Annotated in this window: 19 protein-coding genes; 8 read left to right on the top strand and 11 right to left on the bottom strand. The window is 60.8% G+C overall.

The window, feature by feature from the left end; genetic code table 11:
• Positions 1 to 207: 207 nt before the first annotated feature.
• The 9 genes from gatB to HMPREF2682_RS07225 all read right to left on the bottom strand — a co-directional run bounded on the left by gatB (position 208) and on the right by HMPREF2682_RS07225 (position 11,657).
• Complete coding sequence (gene gatB, locus HMPREF2682_RS07185) at positions 208 to 1,713, bottom strand: Asp-tRNA(Asn)/Glu-tRNA(Gln) amidotransferase subunit GatB (RefSeq protein ID WP_070832785.1); 1,506 nt, start codon at positions 1,711 to 1,713, stop codon at positions 208 to 210.
• On the bottom strand, positions 1,713 to 3,317 hold the full coding sequence (gene gatA, locus HMPREF2682_RS07190) for an Asp-tRNA(Asn)/Glu-tRNA(Gln) amidotransferase subunit GatA (protein ID WP_070832787.1): 1,605 nt from the start codon (positions 3,315 to 3,317) through the stop codon (positions 1,713 to 1,715). The genes gatB and gatA overlap by 1 nt, the downstream gene beginning before the upstream one ends.
• 15 nt (positions 3,318 to 3,332) lie before the next feature.
• A complete protein-coding gene (gatC, locus tag HMPREF2682_RS07195) occupies positions 3,333 to 3,629 on the bottom strand; it encodes an Asp-tRNA(Asn)/Glu-tRNA(Gln) amidotransferase subunit GatC (protein ID WP_070629089.1) in 297 nt (98 codons plus the stop codon).
• Between the two features lie 215 nt (positions 3,630 to 3,844).
• Positions 3,845 to 4,591 carry a transglycosylase family protein gene (locus HMPREF2682_RS07200; RefSeq protein WP_070629087.1) on the bottom strand — a complete coding sequence of 249 codons (747 nt, stop codon included), beginning with the start codon at positions 4,589 to 4,591 and terminating at the stop codon, positions 3,845 to 3,847.
• A 696-nt stretch (positions 4,592 to 5,287) separates the two neighbouring features.
• Complete coding sequence (ligA, locus tag HMPREF2682_RS07205) at positions 5,288 to 7,471, bottom strand: NAD-dependent DNA ligase LigA (protein ID WP_070833040.1); 2,184 nt, start codon at positions 7,469 to 7,471, stop codon at positions 5,288 to 5,290.
• Positions 7,472 to 7,754: 283 nt separating this feature from the next.
• Positions 7,755 to 8,648, bottom strand: a complete 894-nt coding sequence (locus HMPREF2682_RS07210; protein ID WP_070634121.1) for a PP2C family protein-serine/threonine phosphatase — start codon at positions 8,646 to 8,648, stop codon at positions 7,755 to 7,757.
• Entirely contained in the window at positions 8,645 to 9,796 is a 1,152-nt protein-coding gene (locus HMPREF2682_RS07215; RefSeq protein WP_070688305.1) for an adenylate/guanylate cyclase domain-containing protein, read from the bottom strand. Before HMPREF2682_RS07215 ends, HMPREF2682_RS07210 begins: the two co-directional genes overlap by 4 nt.
• Before the next feature lie 324 nt (positions 9,797 to 10,120).
• On the bottom strand, positions 10,121 to 10,609 hold the full coding sequence (locus HMPREF2682_RS07220; protein WP_070832790.1) for a PH domain-containing protein: 489 nt from the start codon (positions 10,607 to 10,609) through the stop codon (positions 10,121 to 10,123).
• Positions 10,610 to 10,715: 106 nt separating this feature from the next.
• Positions 10,716 to 11,657, bottom strand: a complete 942-nt coding sequence (locus HMPREF2682_RS07225) for a biotin--[acetyl-CoA-carboxylase] ligase (RefSeq protein ID WP_070832793.1) — start codon at positions 11,655 to 11,657, stop codon at positions 10,716 to 10,718.
• Between the two features lie 220 nt (positions 11,658 to 11,877).
• Between HMPREF2682_RS07225 and HMPREF2682_RS07230 the strand changes: the two genes are divergently transcribed.
• The 6 genes from HMPREF2682_RS07230 (at position 11,878) to HMPREF2682_RS07255 (ending at position 20,807) form a co-directional block, all read left to right on the top strand.
• Positions 11,878 to 12,159, top strand: coding sequence for a YciI family protein (locus tag HMPREF2682_RS07230; protein ID WP_005507003.1), 282 nt, complete (start codon positions 11,878 to 11,880; stop codon positions 12,157 to 12,159).
• Between the two features lie 318 nt (positions 12,160 to 12,477).
• Positions 12,478 to 14,079 carry an acyl-CoA carboxylase subunit beta gene (locus HMPREF2682_RS07235; RefSeq protein ID WP_070833043.1) on the top strand — a complete coding sequence of 534 codons (1,602 nt, stop codon included), beginning with the start codon at positions 12,478 to 12,480 and terminating at the stop codon, positions 14,077 to 14,079.
• A gap of 72 nt (positions 14,080 to 14,151) precedes the next feature.
• Entirely contained in the window at positions 14,152 to 14,541 is a 390-nt protein-coding gene (locus HMPREF2682_RS07240) for an acyl-CoA carboxylase subunit epsilon (RefSeq protein WP_070832795.1), read from the top strand.
• A 297-nt stretch (positions 14,542 to 14,838) separates the two neighbouring features.
• The gene (locus tag HMPREF2682_RS07245) at positions 14,839 to 15,927 is read left to right on the top strand and encodes a restriction endonuclease (RefSeq protein WP_246827282.1); all 1,089 of its coding nucleotides are present in this window, start codon (positions 14,839 to 14,841) and stop codon (positions 15,925 to 15,927) included.
• A 518-nt stretch (positions 15,928 to 16,445) separates the two neighbouring features.
• Positions 16,446 to 18,818, top strand: coding sequence for a restriction endonuclease (locus tag HMPREF2682_RS07250; protein WP_246827283.1), 2,373 nt, complete (start codon positions 16,446 to 16,448; stop codon positions 18,816 to 18,818).
• A 231-nt stretch (positions 18,819 to 19,049) separates the two neighbouring features.
• Positions 19,050 to 20,807 carry a DUF885 domain-containing protein gene (locus HMPREF2682_RS07255; protein WP_070832805.1) on the top strand — a complete coding sequence of 586 codons (1,758 nt, stop codon included), beginning with the start codon at positions 19,050 to 19,052 and terminating at the stop codon, positions 20,805 to 20,807.
• Between the two features lie 148 nt (positions 20,808 to 20,955).
• On the opposite strand, the gene HMPREF2682_RS07260 is transcribed toward HMPREF2682_RS07255, so the two are convergent.
• A complete protein-coding gene (locus HMPREF2682_RS07260) occupies positions 20,956 to 22,248 on the bottom strand; it encodes a glutathionylspermidine synthase family protein (protein WP_070832808.1) in 1,293 nt (430 codons plus the stop codon).
• A gap of 134 nt (positions 22,249 to 22,382) precedes the next feature.
• Positions 22,383 to 23,333 carry a hypothetical protein gene (locus HMPREF2682_RS07265; protein WP_070832811.1) on the bottom strand — a complete coding sequence of 317 codons (951 nt, stop codon included), beginning with the start codon at positions 23,331 to 23,333 and terminating at the stop codon, positions 22,383 to 22,385.
• A gap of 383 nt (positions 23,334 to 23,716) precedes the next feature.
• Between HMPREF2682_RS07265 and HMPREF2682_RS07270 the strand changes: the two genes are divergently transcribed.
• Positions 23,717 to 25,135, top strand: a complete 1,419-nt coding sequence (locus HMPREF2682_RS07270) for a dicarboxylate/amino acid:cation symporter (protein ID WP_049341627.1) — start codon at positions 23,717 to 23,719, stop codon at positions 25,133 to 25,135.
• Positions 25,136 to 25,445: 310 nt separating this feature from the next.
• Positions 25,446 to 26,171, top strand: a complete 726-nt coding sequence (locus tag HMPREF2682_RS07275) for a Maf family protein (protein ID WP_070832813.1) — start codon at positions 25,446 to 25,448, stop codon at positions 26,169 to 26,171.
• The last annotated feature ends 62 nt before the right edge of the window (positions 26,172 to 26,233 follow it).

Below are 26,233 nucleotides of genomic sequence, written 5' to 3' on the forward strand. Positions count from 1 at the left end.
TGCGTAGGCGCGGAGGAAACATGCGGCGTGCCTCCCCAAACGCTATGGTGCGGAACGAGGACGATAACCGCCTTTCCAAGCGGAGCTAACGTGCAAAGCCAAACGGAACGCCGTATCACAAGCGAAACTAGGGAAAAACGAAAGAGGCGCCGCCTCCCACATCGGGAGACAGCGCCGCTTTCGCTAGAGCCGGATCAGCGGAAAAGCTTAGCCTTCCACGCCGCACTCAGCCAGAATCAGCTCACGCACGCGGGCGGCGTCAGCCTGACCACGGGTAGCCTTCATGACCTGACCGACGATAGCGCCAGCAGCCTGAATCTTGCCGGCACGAATCTTGTCGGCAACGTCGGGCATTGCTGCCAGTGCTTCCTGGACGGCTGCGGTGAGTGCGCCGTCGTCGGAGACCACGGCGAGGCCGCGTGCCTCAACGATTTCGGCGGGGGTGCCTTCACCGGCGAGGACGAACTCGAGCACCTGGCGGGCAATCTTGTCGTTGATCTTGCCTTCGCTGATGAGAGCTTCGAGGGCGACCACGGTTGCGGGCTCCACGCCGAGGGCGGTGAGCTCAACCTCGGCCTGCTTTGCGCGTCGGGCGATTTCGCCCATCCACCACTTGCGGGCTGCTGCTGCGGTTGCGCCTGCGGCGACGGTCTCTTCGATGACGTCGAGTGCGCCGGCGTTGACCACGTCGCGGAACTCTTCATCGGAGTAGCCCCATTCGTTCTTGAGGCGGCGGCGGCGCTCTGCCGGGGGTTCGGGCAGTTCGGCGCGCAGACGCTCAATCCACTCGCTGTTGGTGACAACCGGGACCAGGTCCGGCTCCGGGAAGTAGCGGTAGTCGTCAGCATCAGACTTGGGGCGACCCGAGGAGGTTTCGCGGGTGTCTTCGTGCCAGTGGCGGGTCTCCTGGGTGACCTTTTCGCCGCGTTCGAGGATTGCGGCGTGGCGGCGAATCTCGTAGCGGACGGCGCGTTCGACCGAGCGCAGGGAGTTCACGTTCTTGGTTTCGGAGCGGGTGCCGAACTTCTCTGCGCCCTTGGGCATGAGGGAGACGTTGGCGTCGCAACGCACATTACCGCGTTCCATGCGGGCGTCGGAGATGCCGAGGGAGCGGACGATGTCGCGGATTGCGGCAACGTAGGCGCGTGCCAGTTCGGGTGCGCGTTCGCCGGCGCCGACGATGGGTCGGGTGACAATCTCGATGAGGGGCACGCCTGCGCGGTTGTAGTCGACCAGGGAGGAGGTTGCGCCCTGGATTCGGCCGTCTGCGCCGCCGACGTGGGTGAGCTTGCCTGCGTCTTCTTCCATGTGGGCGCGCTCGATTTCGACGGTGAAGATGGTGCCGTCTTCGAGTTCTACGTCCAGGGAGCCGTTTTCCGCGATGGGGCCGCCAGCCTGGGAGGTCTGGAAGTTCTTCGGGGAGTCCGGGTAGAAGTAGTTCTTGCGGGCGAAGTAGGACTTGTCTGCGATGTCGCAGCCCAGTGCCAGGCCGAGCTTGATGGCGGACTCAACAGCGGTCTTGTTCACCATGGGCAGCGCGCCGGGCAGGCCGAGCGAGACGGGGGTGACGTTGGTGTTGGGCTCGTCGCCGAACTCGTTGGGTGCGGAGTCGAACATCTTGGTCTTGGTGTTCAGTTCGACGTGCACCTCGAAGCCGAGGACCGGGTCGTACTTTTCGATGGCTTCTTCGAAGCTGAGGACTTCTTCACTCATTACTTGGTTCCCCCAAAGTCAAAGTCGCGGATCAGGGTTTCGGTGTCGGGCAGGCTCTTGTAGAGCGGTGCGCCCCACTTTGCGGTGAGCAGTTCTTCCAGTGCTGCGCCGACGCGGTAGAGGCGTGCGTCTTCGCGTGCGGGTGCGGTGAACTGGATGCCGACGGGCAGGTTGTTCTCTTCGGAAAGGCCGCCGGGCAGGGAGAGCGCCGGGACGCCTGCCAGGTTGACGGGCACGGTTGCGACGTCGCCCAGGTACATTGCCATGGGGTCGCCTTCGGTCTTCTCGCCGAGCTTGAACGCGGTGGAGGGCGCGGTCGGGGAAATCAGCACGTCGCACTTTTCGAAGGCTGCTGCGTAGTCGCGCTGGATGAGGGTGCGGACGCGCAGTGCGGCGCCGTAGTAGGCGTCGAAGTTACCTGCGGACAGTGCGTAGGTGCCGAGGATGATGCGGCGCTTGACCTCGTGGCCGAAACCTGCGGAGCGGGTTGCTGACATGACGCGTTCGATGGTGACGGGGCCGTCTTCGGGTACGACGCGCAGGCCGTAGCGGACGCCGTCGTAGCGTGCCAGGTTGGAGGACACCTCGGAGGACATGATCATGTAGTAGGCGCTGATGGCTTCGGTGACGGAGGGCAGGGAGACCTCGATGATCTCTGCGCCTGCGGCACGCAGCTCTTCAACGGATTCGCGGAAGCGTGCGAGGACGCCTGCTTCGAAGCCTTCGCCGTCGCCGCCGCCGAGTTCCTTGATGACGCCGATGCGCAGGCCGGACAGGTCGCGCTTGCGTGCTGCTTCTGCGCCTGCCTTGGCTTCTTCAACGAAGTTGCCGGGCTCATCGGGCAGGGAGGTTGCGTCGAGCGGGTCGTGGCCTGCGATTGCTTCGTGGAGCAGTGCGGTGTCCAGGACGGTGCGGGCGACGGGGCCGACCTGGTCGAGGGAGGACGCCATGGCGATGACGCCGTAGCGGGAGACGGAGCCGTAAGTGGGCTTGACGCCGACGCTACCGGTCAGTGCTGCGGGCTGGCGGATGGAGCCGCCGGTGTCGGTGCCGAGCGCCAGGGGTGCCTGGAATGCGGTGACGGCTGCTGCGGAGCCGCCGCCGGAACCGCCGGGTGCGCGGTCGAGTGCCCAGGGGTTGCGGACCACGCCGAATGCGGAGTGCTCGTTGGAGGAGCCCATTGCGAATTCGTCGAGGTTGGTCTTGCCGAGGATGGGCATGCGTGCTTCGCGGACCTTGCGGGTGACGGTGCCGTCGTAGGGGCTCATCCAGCCTTCGAGCATGCGCGATGCTGCGGTGGTGGGCTGGCCCTTGGTGACGATGAGGTCCTTGACGGCGATGGGTACGCCTGCGAGCGGGGGCAGTTCCTTGCCTGCTGCGCGGTCTGCGTCCACTGCTGCTGCGGTGGCAAGTGCTTCTTCGGCGTTGATGTGCAGGAAGGCGTTGAGGCCATTCTTACCGTCTGCACGGTTGTCGCTCAGGGGTGCGCCGTCGGTGGCTGCGATGCGGTCCAGGTGTGCCTGGGTGAGCTCGACGGAGGTGATTTCGCCGGATGCGAGCTTTTCTGCTGCTTCTGCGGCGGTGAGCTGGATCAGTTCGTTCACTTGGTTGTTCTCCTCTTAGTCTTCGTCGAGGATTGCCGGCACGCGGAACTTGCCGTCCTGTGCGTCGGGGGCGCCGGAGAGCGCCTCTTCCTGGGTGAGGGTGGTGACGGATACGTCTTCGCGGAAGACGTTCTCGAGGGGGATGGGGTGGCTGGTCGCGGGGATGTCGGCAGTTGCTTTCTGCGACATGGTCTCAACGGATGCGACGATGACGTCCAGCTCAGACGCCATCGCGGTGAGTTCTTCATCGGTCATCTCAATGAGTGCCAGCGATGCCAGGTGCTTTACCTGTTCAAAGGTGATGGCAGACATGGTTCTCCCGTAGTTTGTTTTCTTGTCTCTTCTCTAGTGTAGTGGAGGTTGCGTTTTCCGTCTCATTGGGGGTTGGAGGGTTTACCTGCTGGTTTGCGTGGTCAGGCGGTGTTCTCCTCCCCTATTTTCGGGTTAAATGCTCAACGCCCCGCTCCTCGTGTGAGGTGCGGGGCGTTGGGCTACAACGTGTCCACGTTACGCTTGGGGGTTAATCCTTAGGCGGGGATGGTCAGAACCTGGCCGGGGAAGATCAGGTCAACGTTGTAGATGATGTCGGTGTTCGCAGCTGCGATTGCCTGGTAGCCGCCTGCAACGCCGAGCTTTGCAGCGATCAGCGAGAGGGAGTCACCGGGAACCACGGTGTAGGTGCCTGCTGCAGCCTTGGGAGCTGCAACGGGAGCTGCTGCTACGGGAGCCTCAGCTGCCGGTGCTGCTGCGGGAGCTGCGGGAGCCTCAACTGCGGGTGCAGCGGGAGCTGCTGCGGGTGCCTCAACTGCTGCGGGTGCAGCCTGAGCTGCAGGAGCTGCGGGTGCAGCCTGTGCCGCGGGAGCGGTGTAGGTCTGCTGGGTCTGCGACTGTGCAGCCACGGTGGTGGTGGGCTCGGTGTAGGTGGGAGCTGCGCCGGTCTTGCCGTAGAGGCCAAGCTTAGCGGAGCATGCGGGCCATGCGCCCCAGCCCTGGATAGCGAGCAGACGCTCGCCAGCCTCGATCTGCTGTGCACGGGTAGCGGTCGCGGGGGAGCCGGACATGCCGACGCCGTTCCAGGACTGCTGGGTGAACTGCAGACCGCCGTAGAAGCCGTTACCGGTGTTGATGGACCAGTTGCCACCGGACTCGCACTGTGCCAGTGCGTCCCAGGTAGCACCGTCTACTGCGTTTGCAGCGGGCATCGACATGGTAGCTGCTACAGCGCCACCGATGGCGAGAGCTGCTGCGGTACGACGAATGGAAGTGTTCTTCATAATGCTCCTTGGGGCCGTCCCCGCTCGTTCCGTCCCCGGAACTCTAGCGCGCCGCCGCTCACCCTTTGATAACGAAGTAGGTTACTCATGTTCTGGCTCTACCATGTGAGCGGCTCTCCACCGATTTCATGTCACCGTGAGCGATTCTGCACTTGTGTGCGGAATCCGGGTGGCACTTCCTCGATGGGGACGTGCGGTAGAACCGGGCATCGTTTCAAGCATTCCAAGCTTGAAACCACACAGGTGATTCTCTTGCGAGAATCCATCTGGTCTCAAAGATAGCCGAGGTTTTTTATGATTCCAACCCGACTTCAAGTTCACAGCGAACGTCCCGGGTTCTCCCAGGGTTCTTCCAGGTTAAAAGTGAAGGAAACATTATTTAAGACCTTGAGCCCCTCGCGCCTTAAGGGTTTCACCCCGGAATTTCGGGGTTTTCTAGGGCTTTAACTCGAAGGCGCTCCCCCGCCGAGTTTTCTGATTCGGGGTTGATGGGCACCACCTTTAAGGGTTTTGAACAGCGTGTAAATATTTTTTAAATATTTCTTCGCTTTGGGAGTGTTTTAAGGCGCTTCCGCCTTAAAAGCTATGGTAATTACAAATGCCAGAAATTGGCATTCAGGCCCTGAAGCACGCACTCCAGAGCCTGAATGCTCTATACATTGCAGGGGTCAGATTCAGGTGACCCCGCTACCGGGTCTACTCGGCGGTGGCCTCAACAGCCTCCGGACCACCCTCGAGCAGGGCGGTGAAGCCATCCTCATCCAGCACCTTCAGACCCAGCTGCTGAGCCTTATCCAGCTTCGAGCCGGCGTTCGCGCCAGCAACCACAAAGTGGGTCCTCTTAGATACAGAACCGGACGCCTTACCGCCGCGAGAAATAATGGCTTCCTTCGCGCCGTCACGGGTATAACCGTTCAGCGTGCCGGTCACGACCACGGTCAAGCCCTCCAGGGTGCGCTCCACCGATTCATCGCGGCTATCCTCCATACGCACACCGGCGGCAGCCCAGGAGTCCACGATCTCGGCGTGCCAGTCCTCAGCGAACCACTCAATAATCGAGTCGGCAATCGTGGTGCCCACACCGTCCACAGCGGCAAGGCGTTCACGATCAGCCTCGCGGATCGCCTGCATCGAACCGAACTCCGCGGCGAGCGCGCGGGCAGCGGTCGGGCCCACGTGGCGAATCGAGAGGGCAACCAGCACACGCCACAGCGGCTGCTGCTTTGCCTTCTCCAGCTCGGCGAAGAGGTTCAGCGTATTCTTCGTGGGCTTCGGCTCGGGACGTGCCTTGGTCGGCTTGGTGTAGAAGTAGGGCACGCGCTCCATCTTTCCGGTGCCCACGCCCTTGACCTTCTTCTCACGTTCGATGGTGACATCGCGCAGGTCCTCAATGTTGAGGCTGAACAGGTGCGCCTCGGTCGTTAGCGGAGGGGTGTCCGGGGTTGCGGGGCTGGTGAGTGCCTTTGCTGCTTCAAAGCCGAGCGCCTCAATGTCGAAGGCACCGCGGCTTGCCGCATAGTACACACGCTCGGTCAGCTGCGCCGGGCAGGAGCGCGGGTTCGTGCAGCGCAGGTCCACATCGCCTTCCTTACCGGGGGCAAGGGGCGAGCCGCAGGAGGGGCATTCGCTAGGCATGACGAACTCACGTTCGGTGCCGTCACGCAGGGCAACCACGGGGGCGACGATCTCGGGGATCACGTCACCTGCCTTGCGCAGCACCACGGTGTCACCGATGAGCACACCCTTAGCCTTGACCACGTCCTGGTTGTGCAGGGTGGCGCGTTCCACGGTCGAACCGGAGACGAACACGGGCTCCATGACGCCGTAGGGGGTCACGCGGCCGGTACGTCCCACATCCACGCGAATGTCTAGCAGCTTGGTGTGCACCTCTTCGGGCGGGTACTTGTATGCCACAGCCCAGCGCGGCACGCGGGAGGTGTAGCCCAACTGAGCCTGGGTCGCGAAGTCGTTGACCTTAATAACGATGCCGTCGATCTCGTGCACCAGGGAGTGGCGCTGCTCGCCGTACTTGTTAATGAAGTCGAAGACCGCCTCGGTGTTTGCGGCAATTTCGCTGTAGGGGCTCACGGGCAGACCCCAGGAGGCGAGCAGATCGTAGGTCTCGTACTGGGTGGCAACATCCAGGCCGGTGCGCGAGCCGATGCCGTGCACGTACATGCTCAGCGGGCGCGAGGCGGTAATCGCCGCGTCCTTCTGGCGCAGGGAGCCTGCCGCGGCGTTACGCGGGTTCGCGAAGGGGTTCTTGCCGGCGGCAATCATGGACTCGTTGAGCTTCTCGAAGTCGGCGGAGGAGATGAACACCTCGCCGCGAATCTCGATTTCTTCGGGGTGGTTCTCACCGGTCAGCTGCTGCGGGATGCTCGCGATGGTGCGCACATTGTGGGTGACGTCTTCGCCGGTGGTGCCGTCGCCGCGGGTTGCCGCGCGCACGAGGGTGCCGTTGCGGTAGAGCAGGTTCACGGCGAGGCCGTCAATCTTCAGCTCGGTCAGCCACTGCGGTGCGGCGCCGGTGAGGGTTCGGACGCTCTCTTCGGTCTTGGTCAGCCAGGTGCGGAGCTCTTCGAAGGAGAAAACATCCTCGAGGGAGTACATGCGCTGCAGGTGGGTGACGGGTGCGAAAGCCTCGATGGCTTCACCGCCAACTTCCTGAGTGGGAGAGTCGTTCGCGATCAGGTGCGGGTGCTCCGCCTCAATGATTTCGAGGCGACGGTACAACGCATCGTACTCGGCGTCAGAGAGGAAGGGCGCGTCCTCGTTGTAGTAGGCGCGGCGGGCGGCACGAATCTTATCGGTCAGTTCCGCGTACTCAGCACGCAGGGCCTCGGTAATCTCCACGGTGTTTTCTGCGGTGTTTTCCACGGAGTTTTCTGCGGGGCTCTCTGCTCGAGTCTCGGCGGTGGCAGTCTGCTGGGTGGTGTTGTTCTCAGTCACCCGTCCAGTCTAGCGTTTTTGCTCCGCCTCTCCCCTATCGCTCGTCATATTGGCAGGTTCCTCGCGCGCGAACACTGGCGCAAAAACACCGTAGCCACTTCCCGAATCGCGCTTCCTTAGTTTCTGTGTGCAGATACAGTTCACCCCCACCTCCTGAAGGCACTCGCACGAGTACCCGAAGAGAGCGGGGGTGAATCATAAGGTATGAAGTTTAGGCCTCGACAGCGTCAGCAACAATCACCGTAATGTTGTCGCGGCCGCCGGAGCGCAGCGCCTCGTGCTGGAGCACGTCAGCGGCGTCCTGCGGGTGGCGAATCGAGGTGAGTACGCGCGCCATGTATTCGTGCGAAAGCTCACCGGAAAGGCCATCGGAGCAGAGCATCAGGCGGTCACCGGCGCGGGCGGGCAGAACCCAGAAGTCCGGTTCCCAGTAGTTGCCGGTACCGAGGGCGCGGGTAATCACGTTGCGGCGCGGGTGGGTCAGCGCCTCCAGGGCGGTAATCTGACCCTCGTCAACCAGGTACTGCACCTCGGAGTGGTCGCTCGTGACCTGCTCCAGCGAGGCGGAACCCTCAGAGCCGGGCAGCTTCTCCATGGCGGAGTGGTGAATACCGTCGTCTTCACGCAGCAGACGGTAGGTTCGGGAGTCACCCACGTTGAAAATAACCCACAGGTTACGGTCACCGATGCTGGTCAGCCAGGCGCCAGTGACGGTCGTGCCGCCAGCGCGGGAGAGTGCCTGCTTAATTTCTTCGTTGGTTTCGCCGAGAATATCGTGCAGGCGGTTCAGGGTGCCCACGATTTCGTTGTTGAGGACGGTGTTGGCGCGGCGACGACGCTTGGCGGGGTCGGAGTCGTCAATGGCGGCGAGGCGTTCAGCGTAGGCCTGCTGCTCCTCTTCGCTACGGCCACCGGGCATGGTGAAGAAAGGCGAGTAGGCAAGCTGACGCACGCACAGGCGCGATGCTACTTCGCCGGCTTCGTGGCCTCCCATGCCGTCCGCGACCACGCAAAGGGAACCGGCAACGACCATCGAATCTTCGTTATTTTCTCGATGTGCGCCGCGGTGCGTTGCACCACCGGTACGTAGTTTCAGTTCAGTCATGAGAGGTCTATCTCCATTGTGTAGTTCGCGCGACGAGTCACCGCCACGGGGTCTACGTTACCAAAGCTTCTAACGTTTCGCGTCCCTTGAGAGGTGAGAATATAGCGATTTCCCACCTGTCGGAGCGTGTTTGCTGTCTCATTATCGGTCAGTACGGTACCCGGTTCAGCGAGGGAGACCAGGCGCGCAGCCAGGTTCACGCTGGAGCCGTACACGTCGCCGCGGTTAGCCAGAACTTCACCCCAGATGAAGGCGACACGTGCATCCGGCAGTTGCGGGTCGGCACCAATCTTTTCGGAGAGCTGCAGGCTAATCTCTGCGATAGCGTCCGGGGTTTCGGTGAGGAAGAAAACTTCGTCACCGAGAGTCTTAATAATGCGACCGCCCAGGGGCGCAATAACGTCCAGGCAACTCTGCTCAAAGTGGTTGATGAGCTGAGAAAGAGCCGCCGCGTCTAGGTTACGTACCAGAGAGGTGTACGAGACCAGATCCACGAATCCTACACCGCGTACCAGGGGCAGGCGGGAGAGGCCGGAGGTGGTCACGTTGTTTTCGCGTAATCCCAGGCGCAGGATTCCGGCGTACATCTGGCGACGGTATGCGTATAGCGCCAGACGCTCGAGAACCTCGAGGTAGCGCGGGAAGTCTTTGAGGAGCTTGCGGCGGGCATCATTATCGCTGAGGTTTTCGGTGACCATGATGTTGTGCACGAGCGCCTCAATCTGCCAGGCGACGGTGCGGTCGGTCAGTTGGCCTTCGGCACGCACGAGGGATGCCACATATTCCATGCGGATATCGCCTTCTGCGTCCAACTTCTGTAGGTCGGCGAGCATCTGCACGTCTGTTTCAGTGAAGTAGGGCGAGTGGTTGGGAATCGTCGGGAAGCCCATATTGTGCCAGATGCGCTGGGCGGTTTCGAAGGGAAGTCCGGCGCATTCTGCGGCTTCTAGGGGGGTGTAGCGGCGGCCCTGTCCCAGGAGCGACTTTTCGAGGGCTCGGATTCCTGCCTTGGATTCCTCGTCTCGGTAGATATTGTTCTGGGCGAGGTTCTGCAGAATTTTGAGGTTCAGCATTTGGGTTTCGGGGCCCATGGTGGCGCCGGTGCCCTGCGGAGAGTGCGCAGGTTCATGGTGGTCTGCCGTGCTCATTGCCGCTGCCGCTCCTTTCATCTCTGCCGGACAATACTGTCTGGTTTACACCGTGGTGGCACGAGGTTACGAGGTGCCTCGTTACACTCTGTGGGTTTTGCATTGCGTCACTGCGATGATGCTCACCGTGTAGCGCCTTGTTAATATACCCCTCCGCTGTGGTGTTTGGGTCACAAAAGCGCCCGCACCCTAGGATAGTTTAGTGGAGTAATTCACATTTAAGAATACTCTAATCCGCATTTTTTCGGCAGATTTAGCGACTGATTTAGGCTCTGAGCCAACCCGACAGCTCCCGCCCGAGTCGGCGGCGGGGGCGAAGAAGCTCTAAATATAGCGAGAGCGCAGGGCGTAGTAGTCACGTCGGGCGGCTTTAATTTCTTTTTCAAAGCGCTTCGGGTCGGGCACGTAGGTCAGGCGGTGGTGCGCTCCGCGGCAGACCACATACACGGAGCCGTAGCCCAACCAGGCGCCCGGTCCGCGTTGTTTTACCCAGCGTTCCCCCATGGAATCCAAGTAGAGGGATTCGTCTCCGCTGCGGGTCATCACGCCGCGGCGAACCACGAGCCGGTGCGTGGTGAGAAGGTAGGAGGTGGTAGCCCAACGCCATGCGGTACGCACCGCTCCGAGGACGGCACCAACCGCGCAAATCATGCCGAGAGTCCACAGGATAGGTGAAGACCGTGCCGTGGAGGCAAAGGTTGAGGCGGCGATAGCAACCAGCAGGTAGGCGAGCGCGGGCAGCAGGGCACCGTAGTGCTGTCGGGTGGCGATGATGACATGCTCACCGGGGTTGAGTTTTCCGCGCAAGCGCATGGTGTTCCTTAGCTGTGCTGGTTGTTATATTCCGGCTGGAGGCACCGGTTGAGGTGGTGTGGGTTAATGCAGTTGACGTGCCGGGCTGAAATTTTAGGGGTTGGTTCTAGTGTGCCTGCTGAAAATCTCCGTAGCTACCGTTGGCGGGGCGAAGGTGCTCAATATCGCCCACCGCGTAGGGCTCCAGGGTTCCGCCCTCGCGGCGAATGAGGATGCGCCCCTGCGCGTCGAGGTCTTCGGCGATGCCTTCTACGGTGCTTCCGTCGGGCAGGCTCATACGCACGCTGGCGCCGAGGGTTGCGGTGGCGGCACGTGCCTGGTCAAGCAGGCTGAGGCTATCAGTGGTGAGCGGGTCGGAGCGTTCGGGGTCGCCGCCGGCGCGCACGAAGGCGCGGTAGCGGCGGGCGAAGATGCTCAGCAGTCGGGTGAGCACCTCGGAGGAGTCGACCGCGGCACTGGTGCACAGGCTCAGGCTCGTGGCGGTGGGTACCGGCAGCTGTTCGGCGGACATATTCGTGTTCTGGCCGATGCCCACAATAATGCTGCGCTGCCCCTCGGTGGAGCCGCTTTCGGGAACGAGCTGGGCGAGGATTCCGCAACCCTTAGCGCCCTGCGCGATGACGTCGTTGGGCCATTTGAGGGCAGCATCCACGCCGTAGCTGCGCCAAATATCGACCACGCTGAGTCCGGCGATGAGGGTCAGCCAGTGGTAGCTGTCTTCGGGGAGCTCTCGAGTCAGCGGGTCGGCGGAGGCGTGCGGGCGCACCACGATGCTCGCGGCAAGGCACGCTCCGGGAGGGGCGGTCCAGGCTCGGGCGAGGCGGCCGCGTCCGGCGCTTTGGTAGAGGCTGGCGTAGACGGAGAGCTCGCCGAGCTGTTCGCGTTCGGGGTCGGTGCCGCCCATGAGTAGCTCGCGGGCGCGGGTGGTGGTGGAGTCCACTTCGTCGTAGAGGTTTACGCTGGAGTACCCGGTTTCCATTGCAATGGTGCGGATGCGCGGCGCATCCAAAACCGAATGGTCGCTCTCGATGTGCATGTTCTTCTCCATAGCCTGCGCCTTTCTACCCTGTCCGAAACTACTCTGCAGTATGCCGACCCGCCACCGAAACCTGCCGGCTTCTACCGAGTCGCGCTAGTTTCTCACCATATCAATTTCTTGCCGCCGGTGATGCCCGCTCGGCGCCCGAGACGGTACATTAGACAATGAGGGTGCATCAAGCACCGACCGGCTGCGGAGGTTCCTCCGCCCTGCTCGAAAGAAGACCGCTATGGCTTATTACGCAATTACTTACGTTTACGCAGCTCCCGAGGAGCAGGCGAAGTACCGCCCGGCTCACCGCGAGTACCTTGGTTCGCAGATTGAGGCGGGCAACCTGATCGTGTCCGGTCCCCTGCTGGATGGCGAGACCCCCGCTGGCGCTCTGCTGATTGCAAAGGTTGACTCCGCTGAGGCTGCCGAGAAGATCGTGGCGAATGACCCGATGAACGTTGGCGGCGCGGTTCTGTCCCACACCGTCACCGAGTGGAACCCGGTTCTGGGCACCATCTAAGCGTCACTTCACGCTGGAATAGCTTGAACGAAAACCCCCTTCCTCAGGCAAGGATTGCCGAGGCGGAAGGGGGTTTTCTGCGCTCTTTTGGGCGGTTCTTTCGTGCTTTTCGTTTACTGTATGCACCTTCTTGGGTGCTGAGTGCATAAAAGTGTATCTAGTGTTGATATTCTGGCTTCTCGCCTGGCATATGTGCCCTAGTTCGCACTATAGTTGAGGGATATGCACATTGTTCAAGAGCGCTCTTCGGGGCCTTCTGAACAGCCATCACCGCAACCACTGGCTCCCGACAATCGGGTGGAGCAGGAACGAGGAATGATGTCCGAGAACCTCCAGCAGGAATTTGATTTGAGCACCACCGCCGGTAAGCTCGCTGATTTTTATGCACGTCGAGAGCGCAGCTTCGCGCCCAGCGGTGAGACAGCTATCGAGAAGCAGCACGCACGCGGCAAGAACACCGCCCGCGAGCGCATCGAAATGCTTTTGGACGAGGGTTCTTTCGTTGAGTTTGATGCCCTTGCCCGCCACCGCACCACCGCGTTCGGCATGGAGGCGAAGAAGCCTCTGGGTGACGGTCTGGTGTCCGGTTACGGCACCGTGGATGGCCGCCTGGTCGCCGTGTATTCTCAGGATTTCACCGTGTACGGCGGTTCCCTCTCGCAGGTCAACGGCGAGAAGATCGTGAAGGTGCAGAAGTTTGCGCTGAAGAACGGTTGCCCGGTCATCGGCATTAACGACGGTGGTGGCGCCCGTATTCAGGAGGGCGTGGCATCGCTGGCGATGTTTGCCGATATTTTCCGTATGAACGTGCGCGCGTCCGGTGTGGTTCCGCAGATTTCGGTCATTATGGGCCCCTGCGCCGGCGGCGCCGCGTACTCCCCCGCCCTGACTGACTACATCATCATGGTGGATAAGACTTCGCATATGTTCATTACCGGCCCGGACGTCATTAAGACCGTGACCGGCGAGGACGTGGACATGGAGACCCTGGGTGGTGCGCGTCAGCATAACTCCGTGACCGGTACCAGCACCTACCTGGCTGAGGATGAGGAAGACGCGTTCGACTTTGTGCGTGAGCTTCTGGAATTCCTGCCCTCGAACAACCTTGCTGAGCCCCTGCCCCTGGAGCACGACCAGGAGCCCTTGGTGACCGTGGACGATCTGGATCTGGACACCCTGATTCCGGATTCGGCGAACCAGCCTTACGATATGCGCGCGATCATTGAGTCCGTGGTGGATGACGGTCACTTCCTGGAGATGCAGGCGCTGTACGCTCCGAACGTGATGATTGGTTACGCCCGCGTTGAGGGCCGCACGGTCGGTATCGTTGCCAACCAGCCGATGCAGTTCGCAGGCTGCTTGGACATTTCTGCGTCCGAGAAGGCTGCCCGCTTCGTGCGCAATTGCGATGCGTTCAACATTCCGATTCTGACTTTTGTGGATGTTCCCGGCTTCCTACCCGGTACCGATCAGGAGTTCAACGGCATTATTCGCCGCGGCGCAAAGCTGCTCTACGCCTACGCGGAGGCGACCGTTCCGCTGGTCACCGTCATTACCCGCAAGGCGTACGGTGGCGCGTACATTGTGATGGGCTCGAAGAAGCTGGGCGCCGATATTAACCTGGCGTGGCCCACCGCGCAGATTGGCGTGATGGGTGCTCAGGGTGCGGTGAACATTCTGTACCGTCGCGAGCTGGCTGCGCTGGCGGCTGAGGGCGGCGACGTTGAGGCTCGTCGCGCCGAGCTGATTGCCAAGTACGAGGAAGAGCTGCTGAACCCGTACCAGGCTGCCGAGCTGGGCTACATTGACGAGGTCATCGCCCCGAGCGAGACTCGCGTGCGCATCATTTCTTCGCTGCGTGCTCTGCACGATAAGCGTGCGGCAACCCCGGCAAAGAAGCACGGCAACATCCCGCTGTAGGCTTCCGTTGTGCCCGCACCGTGTGTGGTGCGGGCCTTCGCACGATTTTAGGTTTTCTAAGGAGGCGTGCCTTTGGCAGGCTACAATCCGCTGAGTTATTTCTCGTTCGGCAAGAAGAAGGATAGTTCGGAGTCCGCTGAGGGTTCCGAGCAGCTTGAGCGCGGCTCCGCTCGGTCTTCGGCACGCTCGGCTACCGCGTCCAGCGCAACGAAGGAACCCGTTCAGTCTTCGGTAGATACTGATACTGAACAGGAGCCGCTGCTGAAGGTGGTCAAGGGCTCCCCCACTCCGGAGGAGATTGCCGCGCTGACCGCCGTGGTGGCGATGATGCAGGCGAGCGCCGCGAAGCAGGAGCAGAACTCACTGGTGGGTGCGGCATCGCGTCTGCTGAACCGTCGCCAGCGCCTGGGTGCGTCCTTGCGTCCGGGCCCCGGTTCGTGGAGGCGCGCCCGCCCCATGTAGTGTGGGTGGCTCATTTGAATAGTAAATTCCCGTTGCACCGACTGGTGCGGCGGGAATTTCTTGTTTTGCCTCAAATTCAAGATTTATATTGCGTTATTCAACATCTAATGCGCTGATTCTTGTGGTTTTGTCATATTAGAAACGATAAAGTCATGATGATACGTACTGATGCTACGATGTATATACCATCACATTAGTGTTAATAAATTGGCAGGGACCATGGCAAAGATGCTGAATAAAAACCATAGGCCCCCACCGGATGTCTATATCGCGCTTCTGTTGCCGACGCTACGGCGCTTGTCGAAGACTGTACCTCGCACCGCAGCCTATGTTAGCGAGCAGTTGCGGCAGCAGACTAAGGCGTTGGGGTCGAAGAAGAACCTACCCGATCTTGAATCCACCGATTTTGCGGTGGCTGTACGTACCACCTTGAAAATCTTGGTGGCGCTTCGTTATGCCCAGTTGATGCCTCGTCTGACCCCGTGGGAGAAGAGGAAGTACCTGCTCACTCCCCTGGGTGCCGAGCTGACCTGCACCCCGCACCTGCACGGTTCGGTGCCGCCGCGAGTAGTGAAGCAGGTGCAGGCTCTGTGTGCTCAGAGCCTGACGGCGAGGACCACGAAGAAGCTGAAGAAGCAGGCGAATGCCCTGCTGGAGACCGCGGAGGCAGAGCATCGCCTCATTTTTGGTGCTACTGATACCGGTGCGCTTAATGCGCTACCGCCTTTCTCAGACGCTGATCATGCTGATGCCGCCACCGCTGCTCATGAGGCAACCGGCGCAGCGCATCTTGCGCATGCTTTGAATTCTGCGGAGGCTGCGGGGTCCTGGCCCGCCGGTCAGTCGCCTCTGGATATTATTTTGCGTGCCAGCGATTCGCCGGTCATTCACGCTCAGGCTGAGTTTGCGGAGCATTTTACGCAGGATTTGGTTCAACATATTCACGCGGTGACGCCGGAGTACTTTGAGCAGATTGTTGCCGATATTTTTACGGCTCTTGGGTTTACAACCGAGGTAACCGGCGGCGCCGATGATAAGGGCGTGGATGTTATTGCCCGCTATTCTGACGGTCTGGATTTTGCGCCGATTTATATTCAGGTGAAGCATTATTGCGGAACCATGAAGGTCACCCCGAACGAGATTCAGAAGCTTGCCGGTGCAGTGCTTTTGCACGGCGGCCTGCAGGGTGTTTTGGTGACCTGCGGTGCTTTTGCGCAGCCGGTTCCCGAGTATTTGCAAGGTTTGCCGGGCGCTCGCAATATTGCGCTGGTTGATCGGCACCAGCTGGTGGAGCTGATGATTCGTCACCGTGTGGGTGTTCTTGATGGTGAGGGCGAGTGCGGTTACCGCATTGACGAGGAGTATTTTGCCCGTGGCATGGAGTAGCCGGGGGTGTTTCTGGGGCGAGTATTTCTCTCCGAATATCTCCAATCTTCACGCATTTCCCGCGTCATTTCACTTAATGTATTTTCACTTTTCCTTGAGGATATTTTTCACATATCGGCTGGTTTTAGAAATCTAGGTTATTTCTCGAACCAGCCGATACAATGAGAAGGTAGTGCGTTATATATTCTTCGCATTATTTCACGAAGTGTATATACCCGTGACGGTCTAGACACTTCACCCCAATTTATAGCGTTCTTTCTGAGTGCGCGTCATAGAAGACGGTGCGTAAGCGGGACGGGTTGAGAAAAAACTACCTACCTTGCTTCTCTTCACAGCGGGATTTCAAAGTGCCGGCCCAAAAATAAAGATGGTGCCGCTCACTTTCGTGATTATTTTCCCGCTCAAATGACTGCACTTCATGAAGAACGCCTGCACGATAAATAACACTAGATAAGGAGCCCGGCGTGGCTTTTGTGAATAAAACAATGCTCCATATCGATCATTCCGAATTGCACTCTTTGCAGCAGGAAACCTCGTGGGAGGCTCTACCCGAGGAAGCACGCACTCTCAGCGTTGCGGCGGCTTTCTCTCTGCTCCGCCATTTTGAGCGCGCGCAGAATCGTGGCGAGAAGGTTTTCTTCCCCGATATGTACACCCCGGTTGGCGTAGACCTGGGTTTCAATATGACTCAGCGCTTCATTGCGGTCGGTGACAATGTCCTCTTCCGTGAGGCGCTTAATAAGCTGATTGCGGCGCTGGTCAATGCCGACTATCTTGAGGTGTCCCTCAGCCAGCTGCATCCGGGCAATCTGCACTACACCCTCAGCGAGGCTGGCCGCGAGCTTCTGGGCACCGCGAAGGAGCAGCAGGCTCAGGCTCTCCTGCCGGTTCTGCCCCTCCAGAGCGGCGTGTACCTGCACTACCTGAAGCAGTTCTACCCGGTTCTACTCTCGCACATTACGGTGCGTGAGCTTCTGCCCATCGTCCTGAGCGTTACCCCGTCCTACCCCGCGGCGGCGCCCGTGAAGATTCGTGAGCTGGTGCTGCGCGAGTGCGGTTTCGTGCAGGGTTGGTACGGCCTGTCGTACCTGGAGCAGCGCATTATTGAGCCAGTGATTGCTCAGGCGCTGAGCATCCTGACCCGCGAGGGCTACCTGCGCACCAAGACTCTTCACGAGCACACGGATTCGCCGGTGACCCTGTACTCGCTGTCGCCGTCGGCGAAGGAGCTGGTGGCTCGTCACGAGGAGACCGGTGTGCCCGCGAGCGAGCTGAGCTCCGTGTTGGCGTTGGTGAAGGATGAGGGCACCTCGATTACTGCCGAGGATATTGCCGCAACCGATGCTCTGCTGACCCACATGGGCGTACTTCTGCTCGATACTCTCAACGACCACGGCGCCGATGTGGAGCTGAGCCTTCCGAGCCTGGAGCAGGTCTTTGACCGCGACGAGCGTATTCAGCAGGCGTCCTCGAACCCCTATTTTGTGCAGATTGACGCGCAGGATTACCTCTACGATGTGCTGATCGCCCACCACTACCTGTCCGAGCGTGAGACCGTCTACTCGCTGGGTTCCGCGTTTGCGCCCACTCTGGCACAGATGGCTGAGCCGAGCGTTCAGAAGCTGGTGGCTTCGGCTCTGCTGGATCCTGCAGCGGTGGATGCCCTGCCGTACCCGCATCAGCTGCTGTACCCGATTCTGAAGCTGGTTGAGGAGAACCCCCGCATCTCCTACTACGACATTTACGATGAGCTGAAGATCGCCCTGGACATCCCCTACCTGCAGGGTGAGGTCGCGCCGCACCGCTACAAGCTGACCCCGCGTCTGCGTAACCGCTACTCGGTGGCGATGCACGTTCTGAAGGGCGAGCGCTACCTGAACGCTCTGCGTGAGGGTACGGGCCGCACGTCCCGCAAGAACCCGGAGCGTTACGAGCTGAGCGAGGCGGGTAAGGAGCTACTCAAGCGTTTCCCGGAGGGTGCTCCGGAGGCGGTGACCGCCCGCATGGCGCCGTTGCCGCCGCAGTCGCTCAAGCATAAGCTGCCTCTGGATATTGCGGCTGAACTGCAAGCTCGTGAGGAGGCTCTTCAGGCTGCGAAGGAGGCGCGTGCTGCGGAGCGTCAGGCTCGCCTGGGGGCTCGTGAGGGCGCTTCGCGTGAGCCGCTGGCTCCGGTGCCGGGTGCTTCTCCGGCTCTGCTGGCGCGTCCGGCTGGTGCGCCGGTGACGGCTTCTGCGCAGGCTCCCGCTGAGGTTCCGGCGGCACCGGTTGCTGCCGCCAAGCCTGCGGCGACTGCTCCTGCTATTGCTGCTTCCGTTCCGGCTGTTGTAGCTCAGTCGCCTTCTGCCGGTGACCCGTCGACCGCGCTACAGGTGGCTGCCGCTCAGGTGCGTGAGGCTCTGAAGCGTTACCGTCAGGTCTTCCGCCGCGAGGCTCTGGCGCCCGCCCTGGCTCAGGTGTCTGAGGAGCGTTTCCGTAGCATTGGTTTCGATCTGTTCCTGATGCGCGGCTACACCGTGGAGGCTCTTCAGGCGCAGGGCGTGGACGGCGTGGCAACCCCCGCCACCGGCGAAAAAGAGCGAGCATTCTATGTTCGCACTCTGCGCCCGGTAGCGAACGGTGTTCTGTCCACGAGCGTTCAGCCGCAGGATATTACCGCGTTCTTCCTGGCTATTCACGCCCGCGGCGGTCAGCTCGGCACCTTCATTACGAACGCCCCGTTCAGCGATGAAGCGTACGACGAGTTCATCCGCTGCTCGACCAAGTACCCGAATATTCTTGTGGATTTGGTGTCCGGCGATGAGCTGCAGGACCGTCTCATTGCGCACCGCCTCGGCGTGGTCGAGGGCGCGAACGGTCTGCTGGAGCTGAACGGTGAATACTTCGCTGGCTAAGTCACCGGCTAGCAGCTTGTAGCCCATCTTGGGGACGCCCCGGTTTTCTCTTTCCTGAACGTTCAGGGGAAGAAAGCCGGGGCGTTTTTGCGCATACACCCCGGCGCGTTGTCCACAGGTGAGCCCTTTTCGTCGTGTTCGGTGCCGCTCAGCCCGTAATATTGCCGGTTCGGGCGAGCCAAATCACCGAAAATCGTGGTTGGAGGCACACCCCTGCGTTAGGATATGAACATGAGCACTTACCAGGAACTTCCCAGCATCTACCGATTGAAGCGCTCGCTGACCGACGTCGATCAGATTGCTAACGAATACTTTGAAAAGGTCCTCGACCTGAACCCCGTCCATGCAACCGAGCTTGGTCGTAAGGGCGTAGAGACCCTGTACCCCGATTACTCGCCCGCCGGCGAGAAGGCTTTTGCGCGCCTTGCGAAGAAGACCCTCAAGAAGGTTGACAACGTCCTGCCTATTGATGACGTTGACCTGGTCACCCTGGATGCTCTGCAGGAGCGTCTGAGCCTGTACCGCAAGCAGCACAAGGCTGGTTTTGGTGGCTGGCAGCTGAACAATATTGCGTCCGTACCGCAGGAGGTGCGTTCGGTCTTTGACCTGATGAAGCGCAACACCCAGCAGGATTGGGAGCACATTGTCGGTCGTATGCACCGCGTCACTGAGGCGCTGGAGGGTTACATCCAGACTCTTGAGGCGGCTCGTGAAGAGGGCAAGGTTGCCCCGCGCCGCCAGGTGGATATTGTCATTGAGCAGACCGCCGCGTACTACGCTCCCGGTGGTTTCTTTGACGAGCTTGCCGCTGAGGTTGCCGAGGCTGTCCCCGCCCTGAAGGACGAGGCTGCCGCAGGTGCCGAGGCTGCGAAGGAAGGCTACCGCCGCCTCAACAGCTACCTGGTGGAGAAGTTGCAGCCGGTCGCGCCCTCCCGCGACGCTGTGGGCCGTAAGGCGTACAGCCTGCACTCCCGTTCGTTCCTGGGCACCACCATTGACCTGGACGAAACCTACGCCTGGGGCGTGAAGGAGCTGGAGAGCATTATTGCTCGTCAGCGTGAGGTTGCCGAGGAGATTGAGCCGGGCGCAAGCATTGAGCGCGCTAAGCAGCTGCTCGATCAGGATCCGGCACGTCAGCTGCACGGCACCGATGAGCTGAAGGCGTGGATGCAGAAGCTCGCTGACGCCGCCGTGGAGAACCTGGCGGGTAGCCACTTCGAAATTGGCGGCCCCATGCGCCGTATTGAGTGCTGCATTGCGCCGACGAACGAGGGCGGTATTTACTACACCGGCCCCTCCCCCGATTTCTCGCGTCCGGGCCGCATGTGGTGGTCGGTTCCCGAGGGTGAGGACACGTTCACTACCTGGCGTGAAACCTCCACCGTGTACCACGAGGGCGTTCCGGGCCACCACCTGCAGATTGCGATTGCTACGGCACTGCAGGGCACCATGAACTCCTGGCGCACGAACATGCTGTGGGTTTCCGGTCACGGTGAGGGCTGGGCGCTGTACGCCGAGCGCCTCATGGAAGAGCTGGGCTACCTGAAGGATCCGGGTGACCGCATGGGCATGCTGAATGCTCAGCGTATGCGCGCCGCCCGCGTGGTCTTCGATATTGGTGTTCACTGCGAGATGCCGATTCCGGACGAGTGGGCTGAGCAGCTGGGCGTTGAGCCGGGCACCATCTGGACTTCTGAGCTGGGTTACGAGTTCTTGAAGCTGAACCTGGACGAGTCCGAGGGCCACCTGCGTTTTGAGTTCCTGCGTTACCTGGGTTGGCCGGGTCAGGCGCCGAGCTACAAGATTGGCGAGCGCCTCTGGCTGGAGCTGCGCGATCAGGCTGTGCGCCGCGGCGATGACATGCGTGCGTTCCACACGCGTGCGCTTCTGCTCGGTTCGGTAGGTCTGGACACTCTGCGCCGCGCTCTGACCGATGAGATGATGCTTCCTCTGGACACTGAGGATGACGACGATGAGGACGACGAGTAGCCTCTAGTCTGCTCGCACCTCTCTGCTCGCTCCTTGCCGCTTCTGGAGTATCTCCGGGAGAGGCTCTATAGGTGAAGCCCCCGCTTCAGCTTTGGCTGAGGCGGGGGCTTCGTCTTTTCATGCAAGGTTTATCTATCGGGATTCCGGGCTATCCGAAGTTTGCGGTGCCGGGGTCCGTGGTACCGAAACCCATGCCGGTGGAGTCGTTCAAATCCACCAGGTGCGGGGCGAAGCGGCACCAGTAGTCGGTGAGCGCGCCGTTGGATTCGCGGATGCCCACACCTACGGTGCGTCCGTCAACTACCCACACGCCGAGGATGGGGTGGCTAACCGGGTTGATAATGCCTTCGTAGCGCGGTGCCGGAATGTATTCCTGGTAGATGAATTCGCTTTCGGGGGCGTTGGCGAAGAAGTCGTCCTCTTCGGGCTTGATGAAGACGTCGTAGTCGGGGGCGTAGATTTCTACGCCGTCGCCTTCGCGGCCGAAGAGGGGCTTGCGAACCCAGTTGCGCATGCCTCCGCGGTGACCGGCGTAGGTGGGTACGAGGTTCGGGTGACCGGGGTACTTATCCCAGAGCGCGGCGAGCAGTAGCTTATTGGAGAGGAACATCTTCCATGCCGGCTCGATCCAGCGATCCATGGCGCCGTGGTAGGCGAAGAGGAGCTTGTCGTAGCCTGCTTCGCTGTCGGTGACCAGGTCTTCCCAGGGGTAGAGCTTGAAGAGGTTGGTGATGCGCCGTCCCTGTGCGTCTTCCCAGCTCTTGGTGTCTTCGTTGAAGATGACTTCGTCGATGGGAATCATGTGGGTTTTGATGCCCGCCTGCTGAGCCGAGTAGGCGATGAGCCAGAGGTTGTTGTAGTCCTCGTTGGTCTCGTCAATCTCGGGGGGCACGTGCGCCAGGTGCAGTACGGGCTGCACGCCCGCGGTGATTTCGGGGGCGAAAATGTGGCGCCAACGGTTGGTGAAGGCTTCACCGATTTCACCCCAGTGGGCGTAGCCGCGGGTGTCGAGGCGCTGGTCTTTCGCCCAGGTTTTCTGGCTGACTGCCGCCTCCACAATGCCGGTGGGGGTGTCGGCGTTGTATTCGAGCAGCTTCATCGGGTCGCCGGGCACGCCCGAGTAGATGAAGTCGAAGCGGCCGTAGAAGTCGGCATCGCGGCGGTTCCAGGATTCTACGGCGAGGTTGAATGCCGCCTGGGGCAGACCGAGGGTGCCGAACACACCGGAGGCAATGTACTCGACGGTCTCCAGGCACATGCGGTGCATTTCTTCCGCCTGGGCGCGCACAGAATCCATTTCTTGCGGGCTGAAAATGTAGGCGGCGTATTCGTTCCAATAGTGGTCGGTGTCGTGGGGGCCGTCCACGCTGTAGGTGAGGCCTTCCTCAATGATGACGTTCTCCCAGTCGGGTCGGCCGACGGGAAATTCTTCACGGCGCATGAGGGGCTAGGCTCCTTCGAAGTAGTGATTGGAAAGCGGTGTTGTTACGTCACCGCGAGTGTGGTTGTTCTAGTGAGGAAAATGCGGGCGGGACCGCTCATTCCCTGCCCGCATTCAGTGTGATGGCTTATGGCTTAGCCTCCGGAGCGGCCGCCACCGGACTTGGAGCCGCCACCGAAACCGCCCTTGCTGCCGGACTTCGAGGAAGAACCAGACTTCGACGAGGAGCCAGACTTCGAGGACGAACCCGACTTGGAGCCGGACTTCGAGGTGTTCGACTTGCTGTAGGAGCCGGTGCTACCGCTATTGCTGGTGCCCTGCTTACCGCTGGAGACCGAGCCGGTGGTCTTATTGCGCACCGTGGAGGTCTTACCGGAGTTATTGGTGCTGGTCACCTTGCCGGAGGAGACGGTGGAGGACTTCTTCGCGGTACGGTAGGAGTCCTCAAAGCCGCCGCCTTTGGAAGACACGCCGCTGTAGACGGTGCCGTTGCTGGGGCGGGAGGTGGTGCCTCCGGACAGCTTGGATCCTACAGGAGGAATGTAGTGGGATCCGGAAGAATTAGCGGCGCTCTGACGGCCCAGATAGTACCAGAGGAAAGCATTCGACGTATTGTGGCTGGTGGTCGAACCAGATGAGCCCGAGGAACCAGACGAACCGGAAGAGCTGGAGGAACCCGAAGAGTTCGACGAGCCCGAGGAATCACTGCTGGACGAGCCGCTGCTGGATGAGTCGGTCGGCTCCTGAACGCCAGCCTTCTCACATTCGCTATCTTCCACGCGCAGACCGGTCTTCGCGTCCTGGCAGACGCGGGCGTACTCTTCGCCCTGCGACAGGAACGCGTTCTCTTCCTGGTGCATGGAGTTGTAGGCGAAGATGCCACCGCCAACCAGCAGCACGCCGGCACCCGCTACGGCAATCATCTTGGCGATGCCGGGGCGGGTTGCGCCCAGGTTCAGGGTCTGCTGGGCAGAGGTCTGTGCGGCGCGGGTAGCGAACTCTGCGACCGCTTCCATGCGGTTGCGAGGCTTCTTCGGGCCGTTGGGGGTGGTGGTTCCGCCGGGGTATTGGGGAGCAGAACTCATGCATCTCTCCTTGAAAGGTGGTGCGTGGCGTAACGCTCAACGCGTACATGAAGCTGAGTGGGTACAGCATCATCCGGCGACTTTCGCCGGACTATCGGTGTGGTTCCAGCATATCAAGCCCTCGCTTTCGGGTTCTTAGCTGACGGCAAAATCTCAGCAAGCTTCGCCGCTTGTTGCGCAGTTGTTTCCTTTCTGTTTGCTTTTGCGGTGATTCCCCCTTAAATATCTGCCTCTAGCTACCTCACGAACTGCCGTTACGCTCGCTTGCAGGCGGGCCTGCCGGAAGGTCACGATTCGTCACACATCCCCTACACTGCACCGGGTTGAAACACTTCTTCACACAAACTCGCGCGCGAGTGCACAAAAGTTTTAGAGTATGCCACATGTCTACACCGCATGCATCATCTCGTTCACGTCTGCCCAAGTGGGCTACTTCTTTCGGCAACCAAATCATTGCCTCCCTCATCCTGGGTATTGTTCTCGGCGCGCTCGCCCTCGCACTGGGCGGGGACGCGAAGAGCAACCCCAACTGGCTCATGGTGACCCTGGATACCATCGGTTCCTCCTACGTCACCCTGCTGAAGGCGGCTGTTGTTCCGCTGATTTTCACCGCCGTGGTCGCCTCCATCTCGAACCTTTCGCAGGTGACGAACGCGGCACGTCTGGCGGTTAACACGCTCATCTGGTTTGCGATTACCGCGTTCTTCGCGGTGCTCATCGGTATTGCGATGGGCCTGATTGTCCAGCCGGGCGTGGGCGCGCAGGTGCAGGGCAAGGCGTACACCGGCTCGACCGGTTCGTGGACCGCGTTCCTGACCGGTCTGATTCCGGTGAACTTCCTGGGTCTGGGCGTCAGCGCTAAGTCCGGCGATTCCGGCATTACCGCCTCCGCTTCCTTTAACGTGCTGCAGATTCTGGTTATTTCCGGTGCGGTCGGTATTGCCGCGCTGAAGGTTGGTGAGGCGGCTAAGCCCTTCATCGACGTGGTCAAGAGCGCTCTTGCCATTATTCAGAAGATTCTGTGGTGGATTATTCGTCTGGCACCGCTGGGTACCGTGGGTCTGATTGCTAAGGCTGTGTTCGCCTACGGTTGGGCGTCGATGGGTTCGCTGGTCGCGTTCGTTATCGCCCTCTACATTGGTCTGCTGCTGGTCTTCCTGGTGGTTTACCCGATTATTGTTCGCGCGAACGGCCTGTCGGTCCGCCAGTACTTCTCGGGCGTGTGGCCGGCGCTTCAGCTGGGCTTCGTTTCCCGCTCCTCGATGGGTTCGATGCCGATGACCCAGACCGTTGCAGAACGCAACCTGGGCGTGCCCCGCGCCTACGCATCCTTCGCGGTTCCGCTGGGTGCAACCACTAAGATGGACGGCTGTGCCTCGGTTTACCCGGCTCTTGCCGCAATTTTCGTGGCGCAGTTCTACGGTATTCAGCTGGACTTCACCCAGTACCTGCTGATTGTGATGGTGTCCGTGCTCGGCTCGGCCGCAACCGCCGGTACCACCGGCGCTATCGTGATGCTGACCCTGACCCTTTCCACTCTGGGTCTGCCGCTGGACGGTGTGGGTCTGCTCCTGGCGATTGACCCGATCGTTGACATGGGTCGTACCGCCCTGAACGTTGCCGGTCAAGCTCTGGTTCCCGCGATTGTGGCTCGCCGCGAGGGCATCCTGGATGAGGAGCTCTACAACGCTCCCCGCTCGGAGGGCGGCTTCGTGGCTCAGGAATTCTACGATGAGCGTATCGCCGGTGAGGCGCAGCGTCTGCACGAGGTGGAGGACAACACCGTCGCGGCACGCCGCTAACCTGGCGACTCTTGAAGCTACACGGCGCTAGGCTGTACTGCCTAGCGCCGTGTAGCTTTCTTAATCTCGTGCCTCAGCATGGGCGAAATACATTTGTCAAGCGTCATAAAAGTGTCACTATTGATTCTTCTTTTCTTTAACGTTTGAGAAGAGTTATGATTTTGAACGGCGTGTTCCATCTCCTACGTGGTTGAGGGGGATGGGACACGCTCTTTTCATATCCCCTCACCTCCCCCTTCCCCAGCTTCTCAGCGCCCTTCAATCTGCACCCGAGGGTAAACCTCACCCGCGAGGCACTAAAATAGAACCTATGAGTACCACACCGATTCGCCTGATTCTCGCCTCCGCGTCCCCCGCGCGGCGCAAGCTCCTGGAGGATTCCCGCATTGCTTTTACGGTGCGCGTCTCCTCCGTCGATGAGGACGCTGCGCTCGCCGCCGCCAACGAGCAGGCGCGAGCGCAGGGACGTGCGGGACTCACCCCGGCTGAAACCGCCTCCCTGCTGGCGCAGTTGAAGGCGCAGGCGGTTGCCGCGGAGCTTGCCGCCGAGGGGGTGCGCGATGCGCTGGTTCTGGGGTGCGATTCGGTGTTCGAGTTTGGGGGCGTCGCCTACGGCAAGCCGCACACTGCGGAGGCGGCGCGCGAGCGCATCAGCGCAATGAGCGGTAACCACGGCGTGTTGCATACCGGTCACGCGCTCGTGGATTTGCGCGGCATTGAGCCCGGTGCCGAGGTGCTCACCGGCTCCGAGCTTCCTACTGTCTCGGAGCTTCCCACCGTTTCCGAACTGCGCAGCGCCACCGTCCACTTTGACGAGCTCACCCCCGAAGAAATCGAGGCGTACATTGCCACCGGCGAGCCGCTCTGGGTGGCGGGTTCCTTCACCCTGGACGGTTACGGTTCCGCGTTCATTCGCGGTATTGAGGGCGAGTTCCACACGGTGGTGGGTCTATCCATCCACGCGCTACGCGATATGCTGCGCCGCCGCGAAGTAGCGGTGACCGATTTGTGGCTACCGCCTGAGGAAGAGAATTAGAACCAACCCACAGCATAAATCTGTCTCAAAGCGCGCCCTGAAATATACATTGTTGAACACCA

It is taken from the genome of Rothia sp. HMSC061D12, from assembly GCF_001836735.1.
Classification (GTDB): domain Bacteria; phylum Actinomycetota; class Actinomycetes; order Actinomycetales; family Micrococcaceae; genus Rothia.

Coding starts and splice junctions, on each gene's coding strand:
- HMPREF2682_RS07210 (WP_070634121.1), bottom strand. CDS start 8,648: ATGACTGAACTGAAACTACGTACCGGTGGTGCAACGCACCGCGGCGCA.
- HMPREF2682_RS07225 (WP_070832793.1), bottom strand. CDS start 11,657: ATGGAGAAGAACATGCACATCGAGAGCGACCATTCGGTTTTGGATGCG.
- HMPREF2682_RS07220 (WP_070832790.1), bottom strand. CDS start 10,609: ATGCGCTTGCGCGGAAAACTCAACCCCGGTGAGCATGTCATCATCGCC.
- gatC (WP_070629089.1), bottom strand. CDS start 3,629: ATGTCTGCCATCACCTTTGAACAGGTAAAGCACCTGGCATCGCTGGCA.
- HMPREF2682_RS07200 (WP_070629087.1), bottom strand. CDS start 4,591: ATGAAGAACACTTCCATTCGTCGTACCGCAGCAGCTCTCGCCATCGGT.
- HMPREF2682_RS07230 (WP_005507003.1), top strand. CDS start 11,878: ATGGCTTATTACGCAATTACTTACGTTTACGCAGCTCCCGAGGAGCAG.
- HMPREF2682_RS07275 (WP_070832813.1), top strand. CDS start 25,446: ATGAGTACCACACCGATTCGCCTGATTCTCGCCTCCGCGTCCCCCGCG.
- HMPREF2682_RS07255 (WP_070832805.1), top strand. CDS start 19,050: ATGAGCACTTACCAGGAACTTCCCAGCATCTACCGATTGAAGCGCTCG.
- gatB (WP_070832785.1), bottom strand. CDS start 1,713: ATGAGTGAAGAAGTCCTCAGCTTCGAAGAAGCCATCGAAAAGTACGAC.
- HMPREF2682_RS07265 (WP_070832811.1), bottom strand. CDS start 23,333: ATGAGTTCTGCTCCCCAATACCCCGGCGGAACCACCACCCCCAACGGC.
- HMPREF2682_RS07260 (WP_070832808.1), bottom strand. CDS start 22,248: ATGCGCCGTGAAGAATTTCCCGTCGGCCGACCCGACTGGGAGAACGTC.
- HMPREF2682_RS07235 (WP_070833043.1), top strand. CDS start 12,478: ATGTCCGAGAACCTCCAGCAGGAATTTGATTTGAGCACCACCGCCGGT.
- HMPREF2682_RS07215 (WP_070688305.1), bottom strand. CDS start 9,796: ATGAGCACGGCAGACCACCATGAACCTGCGCACTCTCCGCAGGGCACC.
- HMPREF2682_RS07270 (WP_049341627.1), top strand. CDS start 23,717: ATGTCTACACCGCATGCATCATCTCGTTCACGTCTGCCCAAGTGGGCT.